The organism is Micromonospora sp. AMSO1212t (genome assembly GCF_008868145.1).
Classification (GTDB): domain Bacteria; phylum Actinomycetota; class Actinomycetes; order Mycobacteriales; family Micromonosporaceae; genus Micromonospora; species Micromonospora tulbaghiae.
Window position 1 is genome coordinate 1 of the sequence record NZ_WBKS01000140.1, and the last position, 15315, is coordinate 15315.

A 15315-nucleotide genomic window follows, 5' to 3' on the forward strand; every position below is an offset into this window, starting at 1 on the left:
CGGCGAGGGCGGCGCGGGGTGCGAGGGCTGGTGTGGCACGCTGCGGTGGTGATCGAGCTTGCGGACATCCAGGCGGCCGCCGACCGGATCGCCGACGTCGTCGTGCACACCCCGACCGTGCCCAGCCCGGGACTGACCGAGCTGCTCGGCGTACCGGTCACCGCCAAGCTGGAGCTGCTGCAACGTACCGGATCGTTCAAGGCCCGGGGTGCGGCGGCGAAGCTGCTCGCGCTGGACGACGCGCAGCGGGCGGCCGGGGTCGTAGCGGTCAGCGGCGGCAACCACGGCATCGCGGTCGCGGTGATGGCGGGCGCGCTCGGCGTGGCGGCGACTGTGGTCATGCCCCGCACGGCGCCGGCGCGGGCGGTCGAGGTGGCCCGCGCGGCCGGGGCGGACGTGCGGCTGACCAAGGACATGGCCGGCGCGTTCGCGCTGATGAACCGGCTGCGGGACGAGGGTGTGACGCTGCTGCACCCGTTCGACGACCCGATTGTGCTCGCCGGGCAGGGCACTGTCGGGCTGGAGTTCGCCGACGACGCCGGTGAGCTGACCGACGTGCTGGTCAGCATCGGCGGGGGCGCGCTGATCTCGGGTGTGGCGGCGGCGCTGCGGGCGCGGCGGCCGGGGGTACGCGTCTGGGGCGTGGAGACCGAGGGCGCGCAGGCGATGTCGCAGGCGATCGCGAAGGGCGGCCCGGTCGAGGTGCCGTTGTCGTCGATCGTCACCACGCTCAGTGCGCCGAGCGTCTCGCAGCTCACCTATGACCATGTGACGGCGCTGGTCAGCGACGTCCTGGTGGTCTCCGACGCCGAGGCGGTGCGGGGCACTGTCGAGTTGGCCGAGCACGCCAAGGTGTGGGCCGAGCCGGCCGCCGGGTGCCTGCTGCCTGCCGCCCGCCGGGTGATCGAGCGGGTGGGGGACGACGCCCGGCTGGGCCTGGTGGTCTGCGGCGGCAACGCGACGGTGGCCGACGTGACCGCGTGGGCCGGCCGCTTCGGCGCCTGACCCGCCGCGCCGCGCGACCGCCGCGCCGAGCGCGCGACCGCGCCAGGCGGCCACCGCACGAGGCGCGCGACCGCCGCGCCCATAACCCGGGGGTACGCCGGCCGCCTCCGGTCCGGACGGGTGGGGACCGGGACGGCCGGCGTACGTCAGGACGTGGCCGGGCTGACGTCGTCGAGCAGCTCGGCGAGCCGGGCCGCTGTGGTCGGGGCGTGCAGGTGCAGCCGCGCCACGTTGATGCTGTCCGTGCCGATCACGGCGAGCAGTGCCTCTCCGTTGATCGCGTAGACGCTGAGGTAGCCGCCCGCGTTGCGCACCGTCGACTGCTGAAACTCGCCCTGTCCCAGCCGCGACCCGACCTGGCGGCCGAGCCCGTACATGGTGGCGGCGAGCGCGGCCAGGTCGTCCGGGTCGGCGCCGTTCTGCAGGTTGTGCGTGACGAGCAGGCCGTCGACGCCGCCGAGGACGCAGCCGTGCACGCCGGGGATCTGCAACCGCAGCGCGGAGAGTTCCTGGCTGATGGCCGGGTACGGCAGCGCCGGGTTGCCGGCCAGCGACTGTGGAAGCGCCCGTGGTGGCGGCAGGGTGCCGGACTGGGCGCGCGTACGGCGGGGGAGGTCGTCCACCCGGCTCACAGTTCCAGGCTCTCCTCGATCATGCGCAGTTGGTGCCGCGCCATCGCGAGGTTGGCCCGGCTCTTGCTCACCATCAGGTAGAGGAACAGGCCCTTGCCGGTGCGGTTGCTCAGCGGGCGGATCAGGTGGTACTGGCTGCCGAGCGTGATCAGGATGTCCTCGATCTCGTCGTCGAGCTTGAGCATCTCGATGGTGCGCAGCTTGGCGCGTACGACGTCGGTGTTGCCGGCGGCGGCGACGGTCAGGTCGATCTCGCCGGTGCCCCCGGCGACGCCGAGTGTCATGCCACTGGTGTAGTCGACGAGCGCGGCCCCGATCGCGCCGTCGATGTTCATCGCGTTCTTCAGCGCGATGTCAAGGTTGCCCACGATTTTCTCTCCCCAGCTCGGGCCGCTGTCCGCCGGAGCGGGCGGGCAGCGGATTCGGTCCGTCGAGGCTCGCATATGGAGTCCCGGCCTGCATCCGGGCCGCTGGTGATCCACCTGAGCGGTCCCCGCCGGACCGGCCGCCGGTCCCGGCAAAGGGACCATGGCGTCCCATTGTCGATCACCGTTTGTCCTGCTACGACGGTGCACCCTCCCTATGTAGAGTTCCGATAGAGTGTGCCCGTGCGACTGACCATTCCGGTGGCGAAGGTGCTCTCGGCGCTGCTCGCCGAGCCCGAGGCGCCGCGCTACGGCCTCGACCTGATGCGGCTCACCGGCCTGCCCAGCGGGACGCTCTATCCGGTGCTGCACCGCCTCCAGGCAGCCGGCTGGCTCGCCGCCGACTGGGAGGACGTCGACCCGGTCGCCGCCGGACGCCCGGCCCGCCGCTACTACCGCCTCACCGGCGAGGGCATCCGCTCGGCGCGGTTGGCGCTGGCGGAGCTGCGTGCCCTCGTACCCTCCGAACGGGCCGGCGTGGACCCGGCCGGGGCACCGGCGTGGTGACCCGGCGGGTGGCGGTGCTGCTGCTGCGGGTCGCGGTGCGCCGCTGGCCGGCGGAGCTGCGCGCCGGCCTGGCCCGGGAATGGGCCGCCGAGCTGCACGAACTGGCCCGGGCCGGGCGGCGGTGGGGGATGCTCCGGTTCGCCGCGAGCCTGGCGGCCGGCCGGGCGGCCACGCCACTGACCGACCGGGCCGGGTCGCGGCGGCTGGGGCGTACCGCAGGGGTGTTGCTGCTCGCGCCGCCGGCCTGCGTCGCGGTCCTCGCGCTCGCGGGCGTGGTGATGGGCCTGACGCACGGGTGGCTGGAGATGCGCGTGCCGTGGGCCGCCGCCGCGCAGTTGCCGACCTGGGCGGCGCTCACCGCGCTGCTCGGCGTGGCGCTCGCGCTCGTCGTCGGCCGGGCCGCGCGCCGGACCGTACGCGTGGGGGCGCTGCCCACCGCGCTCGGTGTGGTGCTGCCGATCGCCGCGACGGTGACCGCGACGCTGGCGCTGTTCGCCGGCCGGGGCGAGAGCCGCGTCTGGGAGAGCGCACCAGGGCTGCTGCTCTGGCTGGCGCTGCTCACGGCGGCGCTGTGGGCCGCCGGGGCGCTGGCGCGCCGGGGCCGGCTCCGGGCCGCGTGGCTGGCCGGGCTGCTCAGCGCGCTTGTCGCGGCCGACGCGGCGGTGATCCTCGCGGTGGTCACCTCGATCCCGGCCACCGCACCCGTGGCGGACGGCCTGCCCCCGGACTCGGTGGACCGGATCTCCGCGCCGCTCTGGCTGTTCACCTGCTGGACCGACTCGTCGTTCGGGCTGCCCCGGCCGACCGAGTGGGAACGGTTCCTCATCACCGACCGGGTGCTCGTCGAGCCGATGTTCCACCTGGCCGGCACGCCCTACGCCCTGGCGTACGCGATCGCGGCAGCCCGGCCGGCGCCTGCCGCCGTACCCGGTCCGGAGCCCGTCCCGGCACCCGCCTGAACGTCAGGCGTTACAGCTCAGTGCCCGCCCGGCCCGCTCGTAGTGCCAGGCCGGGGCGGAACAGGTCGGCGGCGTTGCCGAGCATGGTCAGCGCCGGCTGGGTCACCGGCCGCCGGCGTAGTTTCGGTCGAGCCGGCCGAAACGCGGCCGCAGCGCCACCGCGAGCGCGATCAGCGCCACGCCGCCGACCACCGCGAGGTTCGGGAAGGGGTACGCGAACAGCAGCCACACCCCGGCCACGGCGAGTCCCGCCACGCCCAGCAGGAGCAGTACCGAGATGCCGGCGACGAGGACGCCGGTGAGCCCCGGCCCGGTCGACTCCAGCGACCGGCCGAGCAGGGTGGCGTACTGCTGACGGGTGAGCCGCGCGGCGAGCCGGTGGGTCCGCCGGTCGACCCTGGACCAGTCGAACTCCGGCGGCTGGCGGCGCGCGTCGTAGGTGTCGAGGTTCCAGTCGCAGCCGGCGCACCAGGGCAACGCCCCGTCCAGCGACACCGGCGTCGCGCCGCATCGCGGACAGGCCCCCGTGCCCGTCGTCGCGATGATCACGAGCGCCGATCCTGTCCGGTTCCCACCCGCGCCGGTACCGGCCGTTCGGACGAGTGCAGGCATCTCCGGGTCTTCCACCGTTCCCCGCCGCAACCGCTCCGACCAGGTCTAATGTGGAGAAGGACGTGACTATTTGTGCCGTTCCGGTGGCGGCCGGGCGGTTCCCGGTGCACAGTGATCGCATGAGCGACGACGGAAGTGGTGGGCACTACTACTGGTGCACGCGACACCACCGGGTCGAGACCGATGCCGACGTGTGCCCCGCCAAGCACGTTCTCGGACCGTACGCCTCAGCCGCCGACGCGGACAACGCCCTGCAGACGGTGCGGGAGCGGAACGACGCGTGGGACGCCGAGGACGCCCGTTGGGCCGGGGAGGGCCGCTAGACGGCGCGGGAGGGCCCGCGTCGAGGTGATCCGTGCTCCCGCGAGGGCGGGAGCACGTCCCCAGGAAAGGGAACCGAGATGGCCGAAGCACAGCAGGCCACCCGCCCGGCCGCCAAACGGACGACCGCGAAGAGGACCGCCGCGGGCAGGACGACGACGGTCACCAAGGCGTCGCCGAACGCCTCGGGCGCCGGCGCCGGACGGACACCGGCGAAGAAGGCGGCGGCCAAGAAGGCAGCCGCCAGGAAGGTCGTGTCGGCGGCCCGCAAGGCGCCGGCCACCAAGGCCACCACCAGCAGGACGACGGCGAAGAAGACCGCGGGCCGTACGGCTCCGGCCGGCCGGGCCACCGCCAAGAGCGCGCCGGCCAAGAAGACCACGGCGAAGAAGACGACCGCGAAGAAGACCACAGCGGCCAAGAAGACGGCGGCGGCGAAGAAGACCACAGCGGCCCGGAAGACCACGACGGCCCGGACCACCGCCACCGCGAAGAAGGCGCCGGCCCGCAAGACGACGGCGGCGAAGAAGACGACGGCGGCCAAGAAGACCACCGGCGCGCGGAAGGTCACCTCGGCGGCGAAGAAGACCACCGCCGCCAAGAAGACCACGGCGGCGAAGAAGGCGCCGGCGAAGAAGACCACCGCCTCGACGCGTCCCACGGCGCGCAAGGCGGCGGCGAAGAAGGCGCCCGCGCGCAAGACCACGACCGCGCGCAAGACCACCACCACGGCGAAGAAGACCACCGCCGCGAAGAAGGCGCCGGCCCGCAAGAGCACCGCCGCGAAGAGCACCACCGCACGTAAGGCGCCGGCCCGCCGCGCCTGACGCCCGGACACCGCTCCCTCCCGGGAAGCGGAACGTGCGGGGCGCTGTCAGGATTACCCCGTGGTGATCCGACGCGTACTGGCGCCCCGTATCGACTTCGGCGCGCTGCGCCGCGAGCTGGGACTGCCCGAGAGCTTCCCGGCCGCGGCGCAGCGCGAGGCCGACGCGGCCGCCGCCGCGCCGCCACCGGCCGTCGCCGACCGGACCGACATCCCGTTCGTCACCGTCGACCCGGCGACCTCGCGCGACCTCGACCAGGCCATGCACCTCACCCGCCGTCCCGGCGGCGGCTACCGTGTCCGGTACGCGATCGCGGACGTGCTGACCCACGTACGCCTCGGCGGTGACCTGGAGGCCGAGACGTGGCGCCGGGGGCAGACGGTCTACCTGCCCGACGGCAACGTGCCGCTGCACCCGCACACGCTCAGCGAGGGGGCGGCGAGCCTGCTGCCCGACGCCGACCGGGCCGCCGTGCTCTGGACCGTCGACCTGGACGCCGACGGCGGCACCGTCGCCGTCACGCTGGAGCGGGCGCTGGTGCGCAGCCGGGCCAAGCTCGACTACGGCGGCGTGCAGCGCGACGCCGACGCCGGCCGGCTGCCCGAGCCGATCGCCCTGCTGCCCGAGATCGGGGCGCTGCTCACCGCGCGCGGACTGAGCCGGGGTGCGATCAACCTGCCGCTGCCGGAGCAGGACGTCGAGCCCGACGGTGACGGCTGGCGGCTGGTGCTGCGCGGCCCCGGCCCGATGGAGGAGCACAACGCCCAGATCTCGCTGCTGACCGGCATGGCCGCGGCCGACATCATGCTGGCCGGCCGGATCGGGCTGCTGCGCACCATGCCCCGCCCCCGCCCGGAGGCGGTCGAGCGGCTGCGGCTCGCCGCAGGCCCGCTCGGCGTGTCCTGGCCGGACGGCACGGCAGTGGGTCAGGTGCTCGACGGGCTGGACACCTCCCAGCCCCGGGTGGCCGCCTTCGTCGACCAGGCCGCCGAGCTGATGCGCGGCGCCGCGTACACCGCCTTCGACGGGGAACTGCCCGAGCAGCCCGAGCACGGCGGGGTGGCGGCCGCGTACGCGCACGTCACGGCGCCGCTGCGGCGGCTGGCCGACCGCTACGCCACCGAGGTCTGCCTGGCGCTGCACGAGGGCCGCGAGGTGCCCGAGCAGGTCCGGGCCGCGCTGCCGAAGCTGCCCGAGGTGATGGCCGCGACCGACCGGACGGCGGGCGCCGCCACCCGGGGCGCTGTAGAACTGGCCGAGGCGGTGCTGCTCGCGCACCGGGTGGGGGAGACGTTCGAGGCGGCGGTGCTCGACGTGGACGAACCGCGCCCGGCGGGCAACGGCCGCCCCGGTCGCCCGCCCGGCGGCACCATCGCGCTCGACGAACCGCCGGTGCGCGCCCGCTGCACCGGCGAGCTGCCGCTGGGCGAACGCGTCCGGGTACGCCTCACCGCCGCCGACCCGGCCCAGCGCCGGGTCGCCTTCGAACGGGCGTGACCAGCGCGGCCATTGTCACAGCATCGGGATGCACCGCGCGCGCCCCCGCTTTGCGAGGATGAGCCCATGGCTTACGACGCGACCACGCTGCCCGACGTCTCCGGGCTGACCGTCGGCATCATCGGTGGCACCGGCGACCAGGGACGGGGTCTCGCCTACCGGTTCGCCCGGGCCGGGCAGACCGTGCTGATCGGCTCCCGCACCGCGGAGCGGGCCACCCAGGCCGCCGCCGAGATCGCCGCCCTGCCGCACGTACCGGAGGGCGCCGTCGTCTCCGGCGGCGACAACGAGGACGTCGCCCGGCGCAGCGACGTGGTGATCGTGGCGGTGCCGTGGGACGGGCACGCGGCCACCGTCGCCGCGCTCGCCGGACCGCTGGCCGGCAAGATCGTGGTGGACTGCGTCAACCCGCTCGGCTTCGACAAGCAGGGCCCGTACGCGCTCGACGTCGCCGAGGGCAGCGCCGTGCAGCAGGCCGCCGCGCTGCTGCCCGAGTCCCGGATCTGCGCCGCGTTCAACCACGTCAGCGCGCCGCTGCTGGCCGACCCGGAGATCGACCGGATCGACCTGGACGTGCTGATCTGCACCGAGGACCGGGAACTCGTGGGCGTGGTCGGCGCGCTGGCCGCGCGGATCCCCGGCATGCGGGGCATCTACGCCGGGCGGCTGCGCAACGCCCACCAGATCGAGGCGTTCACCGCCAACCTGATCGCCATCAACAAGCGCTACAAGGCGCACGCCGGCATCCGGGTCACCGACCTCTGACGGGCGCGGCGGGAACCGGCCGGCGCCGGTTCCCGCCGTACCCGCCTCAGAACGTGTGCTCGGCCGCCGGGAACTCGCCGCCGCGTACCTCGTCGGCGAACCGGCGCGTGGCGTCGGTGAGCGCGCCCGCCAGGTCGGCGTAGCGCTTGACGAAGCGCGGCGCCCGGCCGGTACGCAGCCCGGCCATGTCCTGCCAGACCAGCACCTGGCCGTCGGTGTCCGGACCGGCCCCGATGCCGACCGTGGGGATGGGCAGCTCGGCGGTGACCCGCTTGGCCACCTCGCCCGGCACCATCTCCAGCACCACCGCGAACGCGCCCGCCTCGGCCACCGCACGCGCGTCGGCGAGCACCTCCTCGGCCGCCTCGCCCCGGCCCTGCACCCGGTAGCCACCCAGCGTGTGCTCGCTCTGCGGGGTGAAGCCGATGTGCGCCATCACCGGGATGCCGGCGCCGGTGATCGCCTCGATCTGGGCGGCGCAGCGCCGCCCGCCCTCCAGCTTCACCGCGTGGCAGCCGCCCTCCTTCATGAACCGCACCGCAGTGCGCAACGCCTGCGCCGGCCCCTCCTCGTACGAGCCGAACGGCAGGTCACCGACGATCAGCGAGTGCTTCGTGGCGCGGACCACGGCACGCACCAGCGGCAGCAGCTCCTCGGCGGTCACCGGCAGCGTGGTCTCGTAGCCGAAGACGTTGTTCGCCGCCGAGTCACCGACCAGCAGCACCGGGATCCCCGCCTGGTCGAAGATCGAGGCCGTGTACTGGTCGTACGACGTCAGCATCGCCCACCGCTCGCCGCGCTCCTTGGCGGCGATCAGATCCCGGGTGCGTACCCGCCGGGTGGCCGGCCCGCCGTAGAGGGCGGTCACCTCGGCCGGGGTGGAATCCACCATGACAATCTCCTTCCTCGAGGCCGCGCACGCGGTCCCCGGGTTCCCCGCGATCGTCGCACCGGGCGGCGGGCCGCGGGCAGGTCGGAGTGGAGGATGTCACTCCCCGGCCGGGGAGCTGTCAGCCGTCCTCGCGCCACCGGTTGGTGATCGGCAGCCGCCGGTCCCGCCCGAACGCCTTCATGGAGATCTTGGTGCCGGGCGCGGACTGCCGTCGCTTGTACTCGGCGGTATCCACCATCCGCAGCACCTTGTCCACCACCGCCGGGTCGTGACCGGACTCGACCAGTCCGTCCCGGCCCAGGTCACCGTCGACGTAGCCGATCAGGATCGGGTCGAGCACGTCGTAGTCGGGCAGCGTGTCGCTGTCGAGCTGGCCCGGGCTCAGCTCGGCCGACGGCGGCTTGCCGATCGAGTTCTCCGGGATCGGCGGCGTCTGCCCGCGCCGCGCCGCGTCGGCGTTGCGCCACTTCGCCAGCCGCCACACGAGTGTCTTCCAGACGTCCTTGACCGGGTTGTAGCCGCCCACCGAGTCGCCGTACAGCGTCGAGTAGCCCACCGCCAGTTCGCTCTTGTTGCCGGTGGTGAGCACCAGGTGGCCCTCCTGGTTCGACAGCGCCATGAGGATCACGCCGCGTACCCGGGCCTGGAGGTTCTCGACCGCCACACCGGACAGCGACATGTTCGCCAGGAAAGTGTCCACCATCGGCTGGATCGGCTCGACCCGGTAGTCCAGGCCGGTGCGCTTCGCCAGGTCCTCGGCGTCGGTGCGGGAGTGCTCGGAGGAGTGCTGGCTGGGCATCGAGACGCCGACGACCCGGTCCGGGCCGACCGCGTCCACGGCGATGGCCGCCGCCACCGCCGAGTCGATGCCGCCGGACAGGCCGAGCACCACCGAGGGGAAGCGGTTCTTGTCGATGTAGTCGCGCAGGCCCAGCACCAGCGCGTGCCACACCTCGGCCTCGTCGGCGACCGGCTCGATGATCCCGCCGTCGACTGCCGGGCCGGCCGGCGCGGCCGGGATCGCCGGGATCTCGTGGCGGGCCACGCGCATCCCGTCGGTCAGCGCGCCGGCCCCGCCCGGCGCCCCGGCCGCCGCCGGCAGCTCCAGGTCGTGCACCAGCAGGTGCTCGACGAACTGCGGCGCCCGGGTCAGCAACGTGCCGTCCGCGGCGACGATCATCGAGTCGCCGTCGTAGACCAGCTCGTCCTGGCCGCCGACCATGTTCACGTACGCGACGGCGGCCCCGGCCTCGGCGGCGCGCCGGCGCACCAGCGGCAGCCGCACGTCGTCCTTGTCCAGCTCGTACGGCGAGCCGTTGATGCTCAGCACCAGCCCGACGCCGGCCTGGCGGGCCACCGCGAACGGGCCGCCGGCCTGCCACAGGTCCTCGCAGATGGTCAGCGCCACGTCGACACCGCCCACACGCACCACCGTGAGCGTGTCGCCGGGGACGAAGTAGCGGTCCTCGTCGAAGACGCCGTAGTTGGGCAGGTGGTGCTTGAAGTAGGTGGCCACCACCTCGCCCCGGTGCAGCACCGCCGCCGCGTTGCGGGCGCCCCGGCCCGGCTCCGCGTCGGAGCTGACCTGCGGGGGGCCGTCCGCGTCCAGGTAGCCGACCAGGACCGGCAGGTCACCGAGACCGTCGGCGGCCAGGTCGGCGGCGAGCCGGCGCAGCGCGGCGCGGGACGCGGCGACGAACGAGCGGCGGAACACCAGGTCCTCGACCGGGTAACCGGTGAGCATCAGCTCGGGGAACAGGACGAGCTGGGCGCCGGCGTCGGCGGCCCGACGGGTCCACGCGCGGACCAGACCGGCGTTGCCGGCGAGGTCGCCTACCGTCGGGTTGACCTGGCACAGGGCGAGACGCAGGGTGGGCATGTCCCCATCTTCCCCCAGGCGTCCCGGCCGAATCCGACCGGTTGCGGCATACGGGCACCGCGGCCCCGCGTGTCCCAGCCCCGTGGACACGGCGGGACGGCCGGCCGGGGAGGGCGTAACGTCGGCGTAACGAGCCCGGTGGAGACTGGGCGGTCAGGCCGGGCCGGCCCGACCGGTGCGGATGTACGTGTCACGAGGGGTGGAAGTGGACCGTCAGCAGGAGTTCGTCCTCCGTACGCTGGAAGAGCGGGACATCCGTTTCGTCCGGCTGTGGTTCACCGATGTGCTCGGCACGCTCAAGAGCGTCTCGGTGGCCCCCGCGGAACTGGAGGCGGCCTTCGACGAGGGCATCGGTTTCGACGGCTCCGCGATCGAGGGCTTCGCCCGGGTCTTCGAGTCGGACATGGTGGCCATGCCGGACCCGACGACGTTCCAGGTCTTCCCGTTCGAGGGCGGGGTCAGCGGCGAGAGCGCCCGGATGTTCTGCGACATCTCGCTGCCCGACGGCAGCCCGTCCTGGGCCGACCCGCGGCACGTGCTGCGCCGCATGCTCTCCCGGGCCGCCGACAAGGGCTTCACCTTCTACACCCACCCCGAGATCGAGTTCTTCCTGCTGGAGAACGGCCCGCAGGACGGCTCCGTGCCGGTCCCGGTGGACACCGGCGGCTACTTCGAGCACACCACGCACGCCGTGGCGCGGGACTTCCGCCGCCAGGCCGTGCTGGCGCTGGAGCGGATCGGCATCTCGGTGGAGTACAGCCACCACGAGGTCGCCCCCGGCCAGCAGGAGATCGACCTGCGCTACGCCGACGCGCTCACCACCGCCGACAACATCATGACCTTCCGGCACGTGGTGAAGGAGGTGGCGCTCTCCACCGGCGTGCAGGCCAGCTTCATGCCGAAGCCGTTCACCGACCAGCCCGGCAACGGCATGCACACCCACCTGTCGCTGTTCGAGGGGGAGCGCAACGCGTTCCACGACGCCGGCGACCCGATGAAGCTGTCCAAGGTCGCGAAGTCGTTCATCGCCGGGCTGCTCACCCACGCCCGGGAGTACACCGCCGTCACCAACCAGTGGGTCAACTCGTACAAGCGGCTGTTCCCGCAGGCGCTGCCGGACCGCATCACCGAGAGCCCGGCGTACGTCTGCTGGGGCCACCTGAACCGGTCCGCGCTGGTGCGGGTGCCCGCGTACGGCAAGCCGAACTCGGCCCGGGTCGAGGTCCGCTCGCTGGACTCCGCGACCAACCCCTACCTGGCGTTCGCGGTGATGCTCGGCGCCGGCCTCAAGGGCATCGAGGAGGGCTACGAGCTGCCCCCGGGCGCCGAGGACGACGTCTGGTCGCTGAGCAGCGCCGAGCGCCGCGCCATGGGGTACGAGGCGCTGCCGGAGAACCTGGCCGAGGCGATCGACGTGATGGCCGGTTCCGAGCTGGTGGCCGAGGTGCTCGGCGAGCACGTCTTCGACTTCTTCCTGCGCAACAAGCGCTCCGAGTGGGAGCAGTACCGCCGCGAGGTCACCCCGTACGAGCGGCAGCGCTACCTCTCTCTCTAGATCACGCTGGCGTGGTGCCGCTATCGTCTGCGGCACCGTCCCGGCACCTCCGCCGGGCGGCGTGAGCCGGGGAGGCGTTGGTGCTGGGAGATCTGCTCGACGGGGCGTGGCAGAGCATCGTGTTCGGGATCGTCGGGGTGGCGCTGATGGCCGCCGGCTTCCTGCTCGTCGACCTGCTCACCCCGGGCAAGCTGCGGGAGCTGATCTGGGTACGCCGCAACGGCAACGCCGCGCTGCTGCTCGCCGCCAACCAGCTCGGTATCGCCGGCATCGTCTTCACCGCCGTGCTGACCAGCTACAGCTCGTTCGCCAAGGGGCTCGCGTCCACAGTGGTGTTCGGGCTTGTCGGCCTGCTGGTGATGGCGCTCGCGTTCCTGGTGCTGGACCTGCTCACCCCGGGCCGGCTGGGCGACGTCATCGCCGCCGACGAGCCGCACCCGGCGGCCCGGGTCAGCGCCGCCACGCACTTCGGCGCCGCGCTGATCGTCTGCGCCTGCATCGCCTGAGGGGTGTCGTACCCCCGGGTTAGCGTCCGGGGGTGAACCGCACCGACCGCCTCTACGCCCTGGTCGAAGAGCTGCGGGCGGTCTCGCCGCGCCCGCGCAGCGCGACCTGGCTGGCCCGCCGCTTCGAGGTGAGCACCCGCACCGTCGAGCGCGACATCTCCTCGTTGCAGGGCGCCGGGGTGCCGATCTGGGCCGAGCCGGGCCGCACCGGCGGCTACGTGGTCGACCGGGCGCGCACGTTGCCGCCGGTCAACCTGACCCCGGCCGAGGCGGTGGCGATGGCCGTCGCGCTGCACCGGCTCGGCGGTTCCCCGTTCGCCCCGGCGGCCGGCGCCGCGCTGCGCAAGCTGGTCGCGGTGATGCCTCCCGAAGCGGCGGCCGAGGCGCACCGGCTCGCCGGCCGGGTGCACCTGGTCGGCGACGGGCCGGGCACGCCCGTCCCGGCCGCCGTCGCCGACGCGGTCGCCGCCGGGCGGGTGCTGCGCCTGCGGTACGCCGACCGCGGCGGCGCCGATTCGGCGCGCGACGTGGAGCCGCTTGCCTACCTGGGCAACTCGGTGCACTGGTACCTGGTCGCCTGGTGCCGTCTGCGCGACGGTCTGCGCTGTTTCCGCACCGACCGGATCGTGTCGGTGCACCCGCTGGCCGAGCCGGTGACCCGGGAGCTGCGTCCCGGCGACCTCGACGTGCCCGTCGACCGGGTGCGCCCGCTCACCCTGGTCTGATCCGGGTGGAAACACCGACAGGACGCTGTCGTGACCCGGCAGCACGCTGAATCCTGACGACGCCGGCCGACCGCCGGCGCGAATCCCAGGAGGAAGCATGTCCAGCACGCCCGTGACCTGGTTCGAGATCGGCTCCGACCGCCCGGACGAGGCGCAGCGGTTCTACTCCGAGCTGTTCGGCTGGAGTTTCGAGCAGGGCGGCCCGGGTGGGTCGTACCGGCAGACGGCGGCCGGCGGTGAGCCGGGGATCGGCGGCGCGATCCGGGGCACCGACGACGGCAACTACGCGACCTTCTACGCCCAGGTGGGCGACGTGGCGGAGACCTGCCGCCGGGCCGAGGAGGCCGGCGGCGTCGTACTGACCGCGCCGGTGACCACGCCGGCCGGCCTGGTGCGCGCCACGCTGCGTGACCCGTCGGGCAACCTGTTCGGCGTCTTCACCCCGCCCGCCGAGGGCTGACGGTGTGTCGGGTGCGGTCGTCGCCGGGACTGCGACGACCGCACCGGGAACGGCGCGGTGGCGGTGCCCGTTCGGGCACCGCCACCGGGGGTGGCCCCGCTCAGCTCCGGCCAGGAGGAGGGAACGGCCGGTGAGGGGCGGCGGGGCCACCACGTCACTTGCCGCCCTGGCCCTCCTGCTCGGCCTCGGCGCCCTTGTCGGCCTTGTCGCCGCCCTTGCCGTGGTGGCCGGGCTTGCCGTCGTGGCCACCCTTGCCGGGGCCGGGGAACACGCCCGCCTCGGCGGCCTTCAGCACCGCGTCGGCCTGCTCCCGGGTGAGCTTGCCGTCGGTGACGGCCTGGTCCAGCCGCTCCTTCAGCGCGGCCTGCCGGTCCTCGGTCGACGGCCGCTCCGGCCGCTCCGGGCGGTCGCCCTGCCGCTGCTCGTGCAGCTTCTCCAGCGCCGCGGTGACCTTGTCGGTCGAGACGCCCAGCTCCCCGGCGAGCGCCTCGGCGAACTCGGCCTGCCGGTCGGCGTGCTTCTGGCGGCGGTCGTCACCCTGGTCGGTGCTGCTGCTGGCGCTCGAAGACGGGTTCGGGCTCTTGTCGTCGGCGAGCGCCACCGTCGGGGCGGCGATCCCGACGCCGAGCACACCGGCGGCGGCCAGGCCGACCAGCAGGTGCTTCTTCGACATCGTGCGGATCATGCGATTCTCCTGTTCGGTGGTGGTGCGATGACGTCACCGACAGTGGTCGCCGGAACTGGGGGCAACCCGTGGTGAACCTGTCAGCGAGCTGGCAATCCCGCCCGGAAGGCCCTTTTTATTCGTGTTGCCGGGGTGTCGGAGCGCCCGCAAGGCTGGGCGAAAACCGAGGAAAGGCCACTCGATGACACAGCCCGTCATCCGCGAGATCCCGCTCACCGGGCCGGGCTCCGGGCCGTACTCGATCACGGTCGGGCCCGACGGCGCCCTCTGGCTGACGCTGGCCGGCTCCGGCGGCGTCGCCCGGCTCGGCCTCGACGGTGAGGTACGGACCTACCGCGACGACCCGCCCGGCAGCCGTCCGCTGATCATCGCCGGCGGCCCCGACGGCGCGCTCTGGTACACCCGCTCGGGCGACGACCGGCTCGGCCGGATCACCGTCGACGGCGAGACCAGCTCGGTGGCGTTGCCGCCCGGCTGCGGCCCGTGCGGGCTGGCGGTGGGTGCGGACGGCGCGCTCTGGTACGCCGGCATGAACGACGACACGGTCGGCCGGGTGGGCGTCGACGGGGAGGTCACGTCCTTCCCGCTGCCGGTCGAGAAGGGCTTCCCGTCGATGCTGGCGGCCGGGCCGGACGACGCGCTCTGGCTCACGCTCAACCAGGCGAACGCGATCGCCCGGGTCGGCTTGGACGGGTCGGTGACGGTGCATCCGCTGCCCACCGAGGCGGCCGGACCGGTCGGCATCGCCCGGGGCGGCGACGGCGCGCTCTGGTTCGTCGAGATCGTCGCCGGGCAGCTCGGCCGGATCACGCCGGACGGGCGGATCGACGAGATCCCGTTGCCGGACCGGGCGGCCCGTCCGCACGCCATCGTCGCGGACCCGGCGGGCGGCTGCTGGTTCACCGAGTGGGGCGCCAACCGCATCGGGCACGTCGACCCCGACGGCCACATCACCGCCCACGACCTGCCGACCCCGGCGTCCGAACCCCACGGCCTGACGGTCACCCCCGACGGCGCGGTCTGGGCGGCCCTGGAGATCGGCGCCGTCGGGGGTGACCGTCAG

Annotated in this window: 18 protein-coding genes; 12 read left to right on the plus strand and 6 right to left on the minus strand. The window is 73.9% G+C overall.

The genetic code is table 11. The annotated features are described in order from the left end of the window. The coding region (locus F8279_RS25550) for a threonine/serine dehydratase (RefSeq protein WP_225853409.1) at positions 1-1005 on the plus strand (1005 nt) is incomplete at its 5' end. 146 nt (positions 1006-1151) lie between these two features. Here F8279_RS25550 and F8279_RS25555 read toward each other — a convergent pair. Both F8279_RS25555 and F8279_RS25560 read right to left on the minus strand, forming a co-directional pair. Continuing rightward, positions 1152-1628 carry a roadblock/LC7 domain-containing protein gene (locus F8279_RS25555; protein WP_225853410.1) on the minus strand — a complete coding sequence of 159 codons (477 nt, stop codon included), beginning with the start codon at positions 1626-1628 and terminating at the stop codon, positions 1152-1154. A gap of 5 nt (positions 1629-1633) precedes the next feature. Then, on the minus strand, positions 1634-2005 hold the full coding sequence (locus F8279_RS25560) for a hypothetical protein (protein WP_030504201.1): 372 nt from the start codon (positions 2003-2005) through the stop codon (positions 1634-1636). 240 nt (positions 2006-2245) lie between these two features. Between F8279_RS25560 and F8279_RS25565 the strand changes: the two genes are divergently transcribed. Together F8279_RS25565 and F8279_RS25570 are read left to right on the plus strand one after the other, a co-directional pair. Further along, complete coding sequence (locus F8279_RS25565) at positions 2246-2569, plus strand: PadR family transcriptional regulator (RefSeq protein WP_151501300.1); 324 nt, start codon at positions 2246-2248, stop codon at positions 2567-2569. Then, positions 2566-3528, plus strand: coding sequence for a hypothetical protein (locus F8279_RS25570; RefSeq protein WP_151501308.1), 963 nt, complete (start codon positions 2566-2568; stop codon positions 3526-3528). The genes F8279_RS25565 and F8279_RS25570 overlap by 4 nt, the downstream gene beginning before the upstream one ends. 102 nt (positions 3529-3630) lie before the next feature. Here the strand turns inward: F8279_RS25570 and F8279_RS25575 are convergent, their stop codons facing one another. After that, entirely contained in the window at positions 3631-4077 is a 447-nt protein-coding gene (locus F8279_RS25575) for a hypothetical protein (RefSeq protein ID WP_151501301.1), read from the minus strand. Positions 4078-4259: 182 nt separating this feature from the next. Here F8279_RS25575 and F8279_RS25580 point away from each other — a divergent pair, with 182 nt between their 5' ends. From F8279_RS25580 to npdG, 4 genes are all read left to right on the plus strand, one after another. Continuing rightward, complete coding sequence (locus F8279_RS25580) at positions 4260-4463, plus strand: hypothetical protein (RefSeq protein WP_030273123.1); 204 nt, start codon at positions 4260-4262, stop codon at positions 4461-4463. Positions 4464-4541: 78 nt separating this feature from the next. Next, the gene (locus F8279_RS25585; protein ID WP_151501302.1) at positions 4542-5288 is read left to right on the plus strand and encodes a histone; all 747 of its coding nucleotides are present in this window, start codon (positions 4542-4544) and stop codon (positions 5286-5288) included. Positions 5289-5348: 60 nt separating this feature from the next. Then, positions 5349-6785, plus strand: a complete 1437-nt coding sequence (locus tag F8279_RS25590; RefSeq protein WP_151501303.1) for an RNB domain-containing ribonuclease — start codon at positions 5349-5351, stop codon at positions 6783-6785. Positions 6786-6851: 66 nt separating this feature from the next. After that, the gene (gene npdG / locus F8279_RS25595) at positions 6852-7550 is read left to right on the plus strand and encodes an NADPH-dependent F420 reductase (protein ID WP_151501304.1); all 699 of its coding nucleotides are present in this window, start codon (positions 6852-6854) and stop codon (positions 7548-7550) included. Positions 7551-7596: 46 nt separating this feature from the next. On the opposite strand, the gene panB is transcribed toward npdG, so the two are convergent. Both panB and F8279_RS25605 read right to left on the minus strand, forming a co-directional pair. Beyond that, positions 7597-8442, minus strand: coding sequence for a 3-methyl-2-oxobutanoate hydroxymethyltransferase (panB, locus tag F8279_RS25600; protein ID WP_151501305.1), 846 nt, complete (start codon positions 8440-8442; stop codon positions 7597-7599). Positions 8443-8560: 118 nt separating this feature from the next. Then, positions 8561-10321: an NAD+ synthase gene (locus tag F8279_RS25605; RefSeq protein WP_151501306.1), complete on the minus strand. Its 1761-nt coding sequence runs from the start codon at positions 10319-10321 to the stop codon at positions 8561-8563. 205 nt (positions 10322-10526) lie between these two features. Here F8279_RS25605 and glnA point away from each other — a divergent pair, with 205 nt between their 5' ends. The 4 genes from glnA to F8279_RS25625 all read left to right on the plus strand — a co-directional run bounded on the left by glnA (position 10527) and on the right by F8279_RS25625 (position 13567). After that, positions 10527-11876, plus strand: a complete 1350-nt coding sequence (gene glnA / locus F8279_RS25610; protein WP_091421234.1) for a type I glutamate--ammonia ligase — start codon at positions 10527-10529, stop codon at positions 11874-11876. A gap of 80 nt (positions 11877-11956) precedes the next feature. Further along, positions 11957-12382 carry a DUF350 domain-containing protein gene (locus tag F8279_RS25615; RefSeq protein WP_091421231.1) on the plus strand — a complete coding sequence of 142 codons (426 nt, stop codon included), beginning with the start codon at positions 11957-11959 and terminating at the stop codon, positions 12380-12382. Positions 12383-12414: 32 nt separating this feature from the next. Then, complete coding sequence (locus tag F8279_RS25620; RefSeq protein ID WP_091421225.1) at positions 12415-13107, plus strand: YafY family protein; 693 nt, start codon at positions 12415-12417, stop codon at positions 13105-13107. A 97-nt stretch (positions 13108-13204) separates the two neighbouring features. Then, positions 13205-13567, plus strand: a complete 363-nt coding sequence (locus F8279_RS25625; RefSeq protein WP_091421219.1) for a VOC family protein — start codon at positions 13205-13207, stop codon at positions 13565-13567. 154 nt (positions 13568-13721) lie between these two features. On the opposite strand, the gene F8279_RS25630 is transcribed toward F8279_RS25625, so the two are convergent. Further along, positions 13722-14252, minus strand: coding sequence for a hypothetical protein (locus F8279_RS25630; protein WP_091421214.1), 531 nt, complete (start codon positions 14250-14252; stop codon positions 13722-13724). A gap of 181 nt (positions 14253-14433) precedes the next feature. On the opposite strand from F8279_RS25630, the gene F8279_RS25635 reads away from it, so the two are divergent. Next, positions 14434-15315, plus strand: an 882-nt coding sequence (locus tag F8279_RS25635; RefSeq protein WP_151501307.1) for a virginiamycin B lyase, incomplete at its 3' end; no start/stop codon positions are given.

Coding starts and splice junctions, on each gene's coding strand:
- F8279_RS25625 (WP_091421219.1), top strand. CDS start 13,205: ATGTCCAGCACGCCCGTGACCTGGTTCGAGATCGGCTCCGACCGCCCG.
- F8279_RS25585 (WP_151501302.1), top strand. CDS start 4,542: ATGGCCGAAGCACAGCAGGCCACCCGCCCGGCCGCCAAACGGACGACC.
- npdG (WP_151501304.1), top strand. CDS start 6,852: ATGGCTTACGACGCGACCACGCTGCCCGACGTCTCCGGGCTGACCGTC.
- F8279_RS25580 (WP_030273123.1), top strand. CDS start 4,260: ATGAGCGACGACGGAAGTGGTGGGCACTACTACTGGTGCACGCGACAC.
- F8279_RS25630 (WP_091421214.1), bottom strand. CDS start 14,252: ATGATCCGCACGATGTCGAAGAAGCACCTGCTGGTCGGCCTGGCCGCC.
- F8279_RS25605 (WP_151501306.1), bottom strand. CDS start 10,321: ATGCCCACCCTGCGTCTCGCCCTGTGCCAGGTCAACCCGACGGTAGGC.
- panB (WP_151501305.1), bottom strand. CDS start 8,442: ATGGTGGATTCCACCCCGGCCGAGGTGACCGCCCTCTACGGCGGGCCG.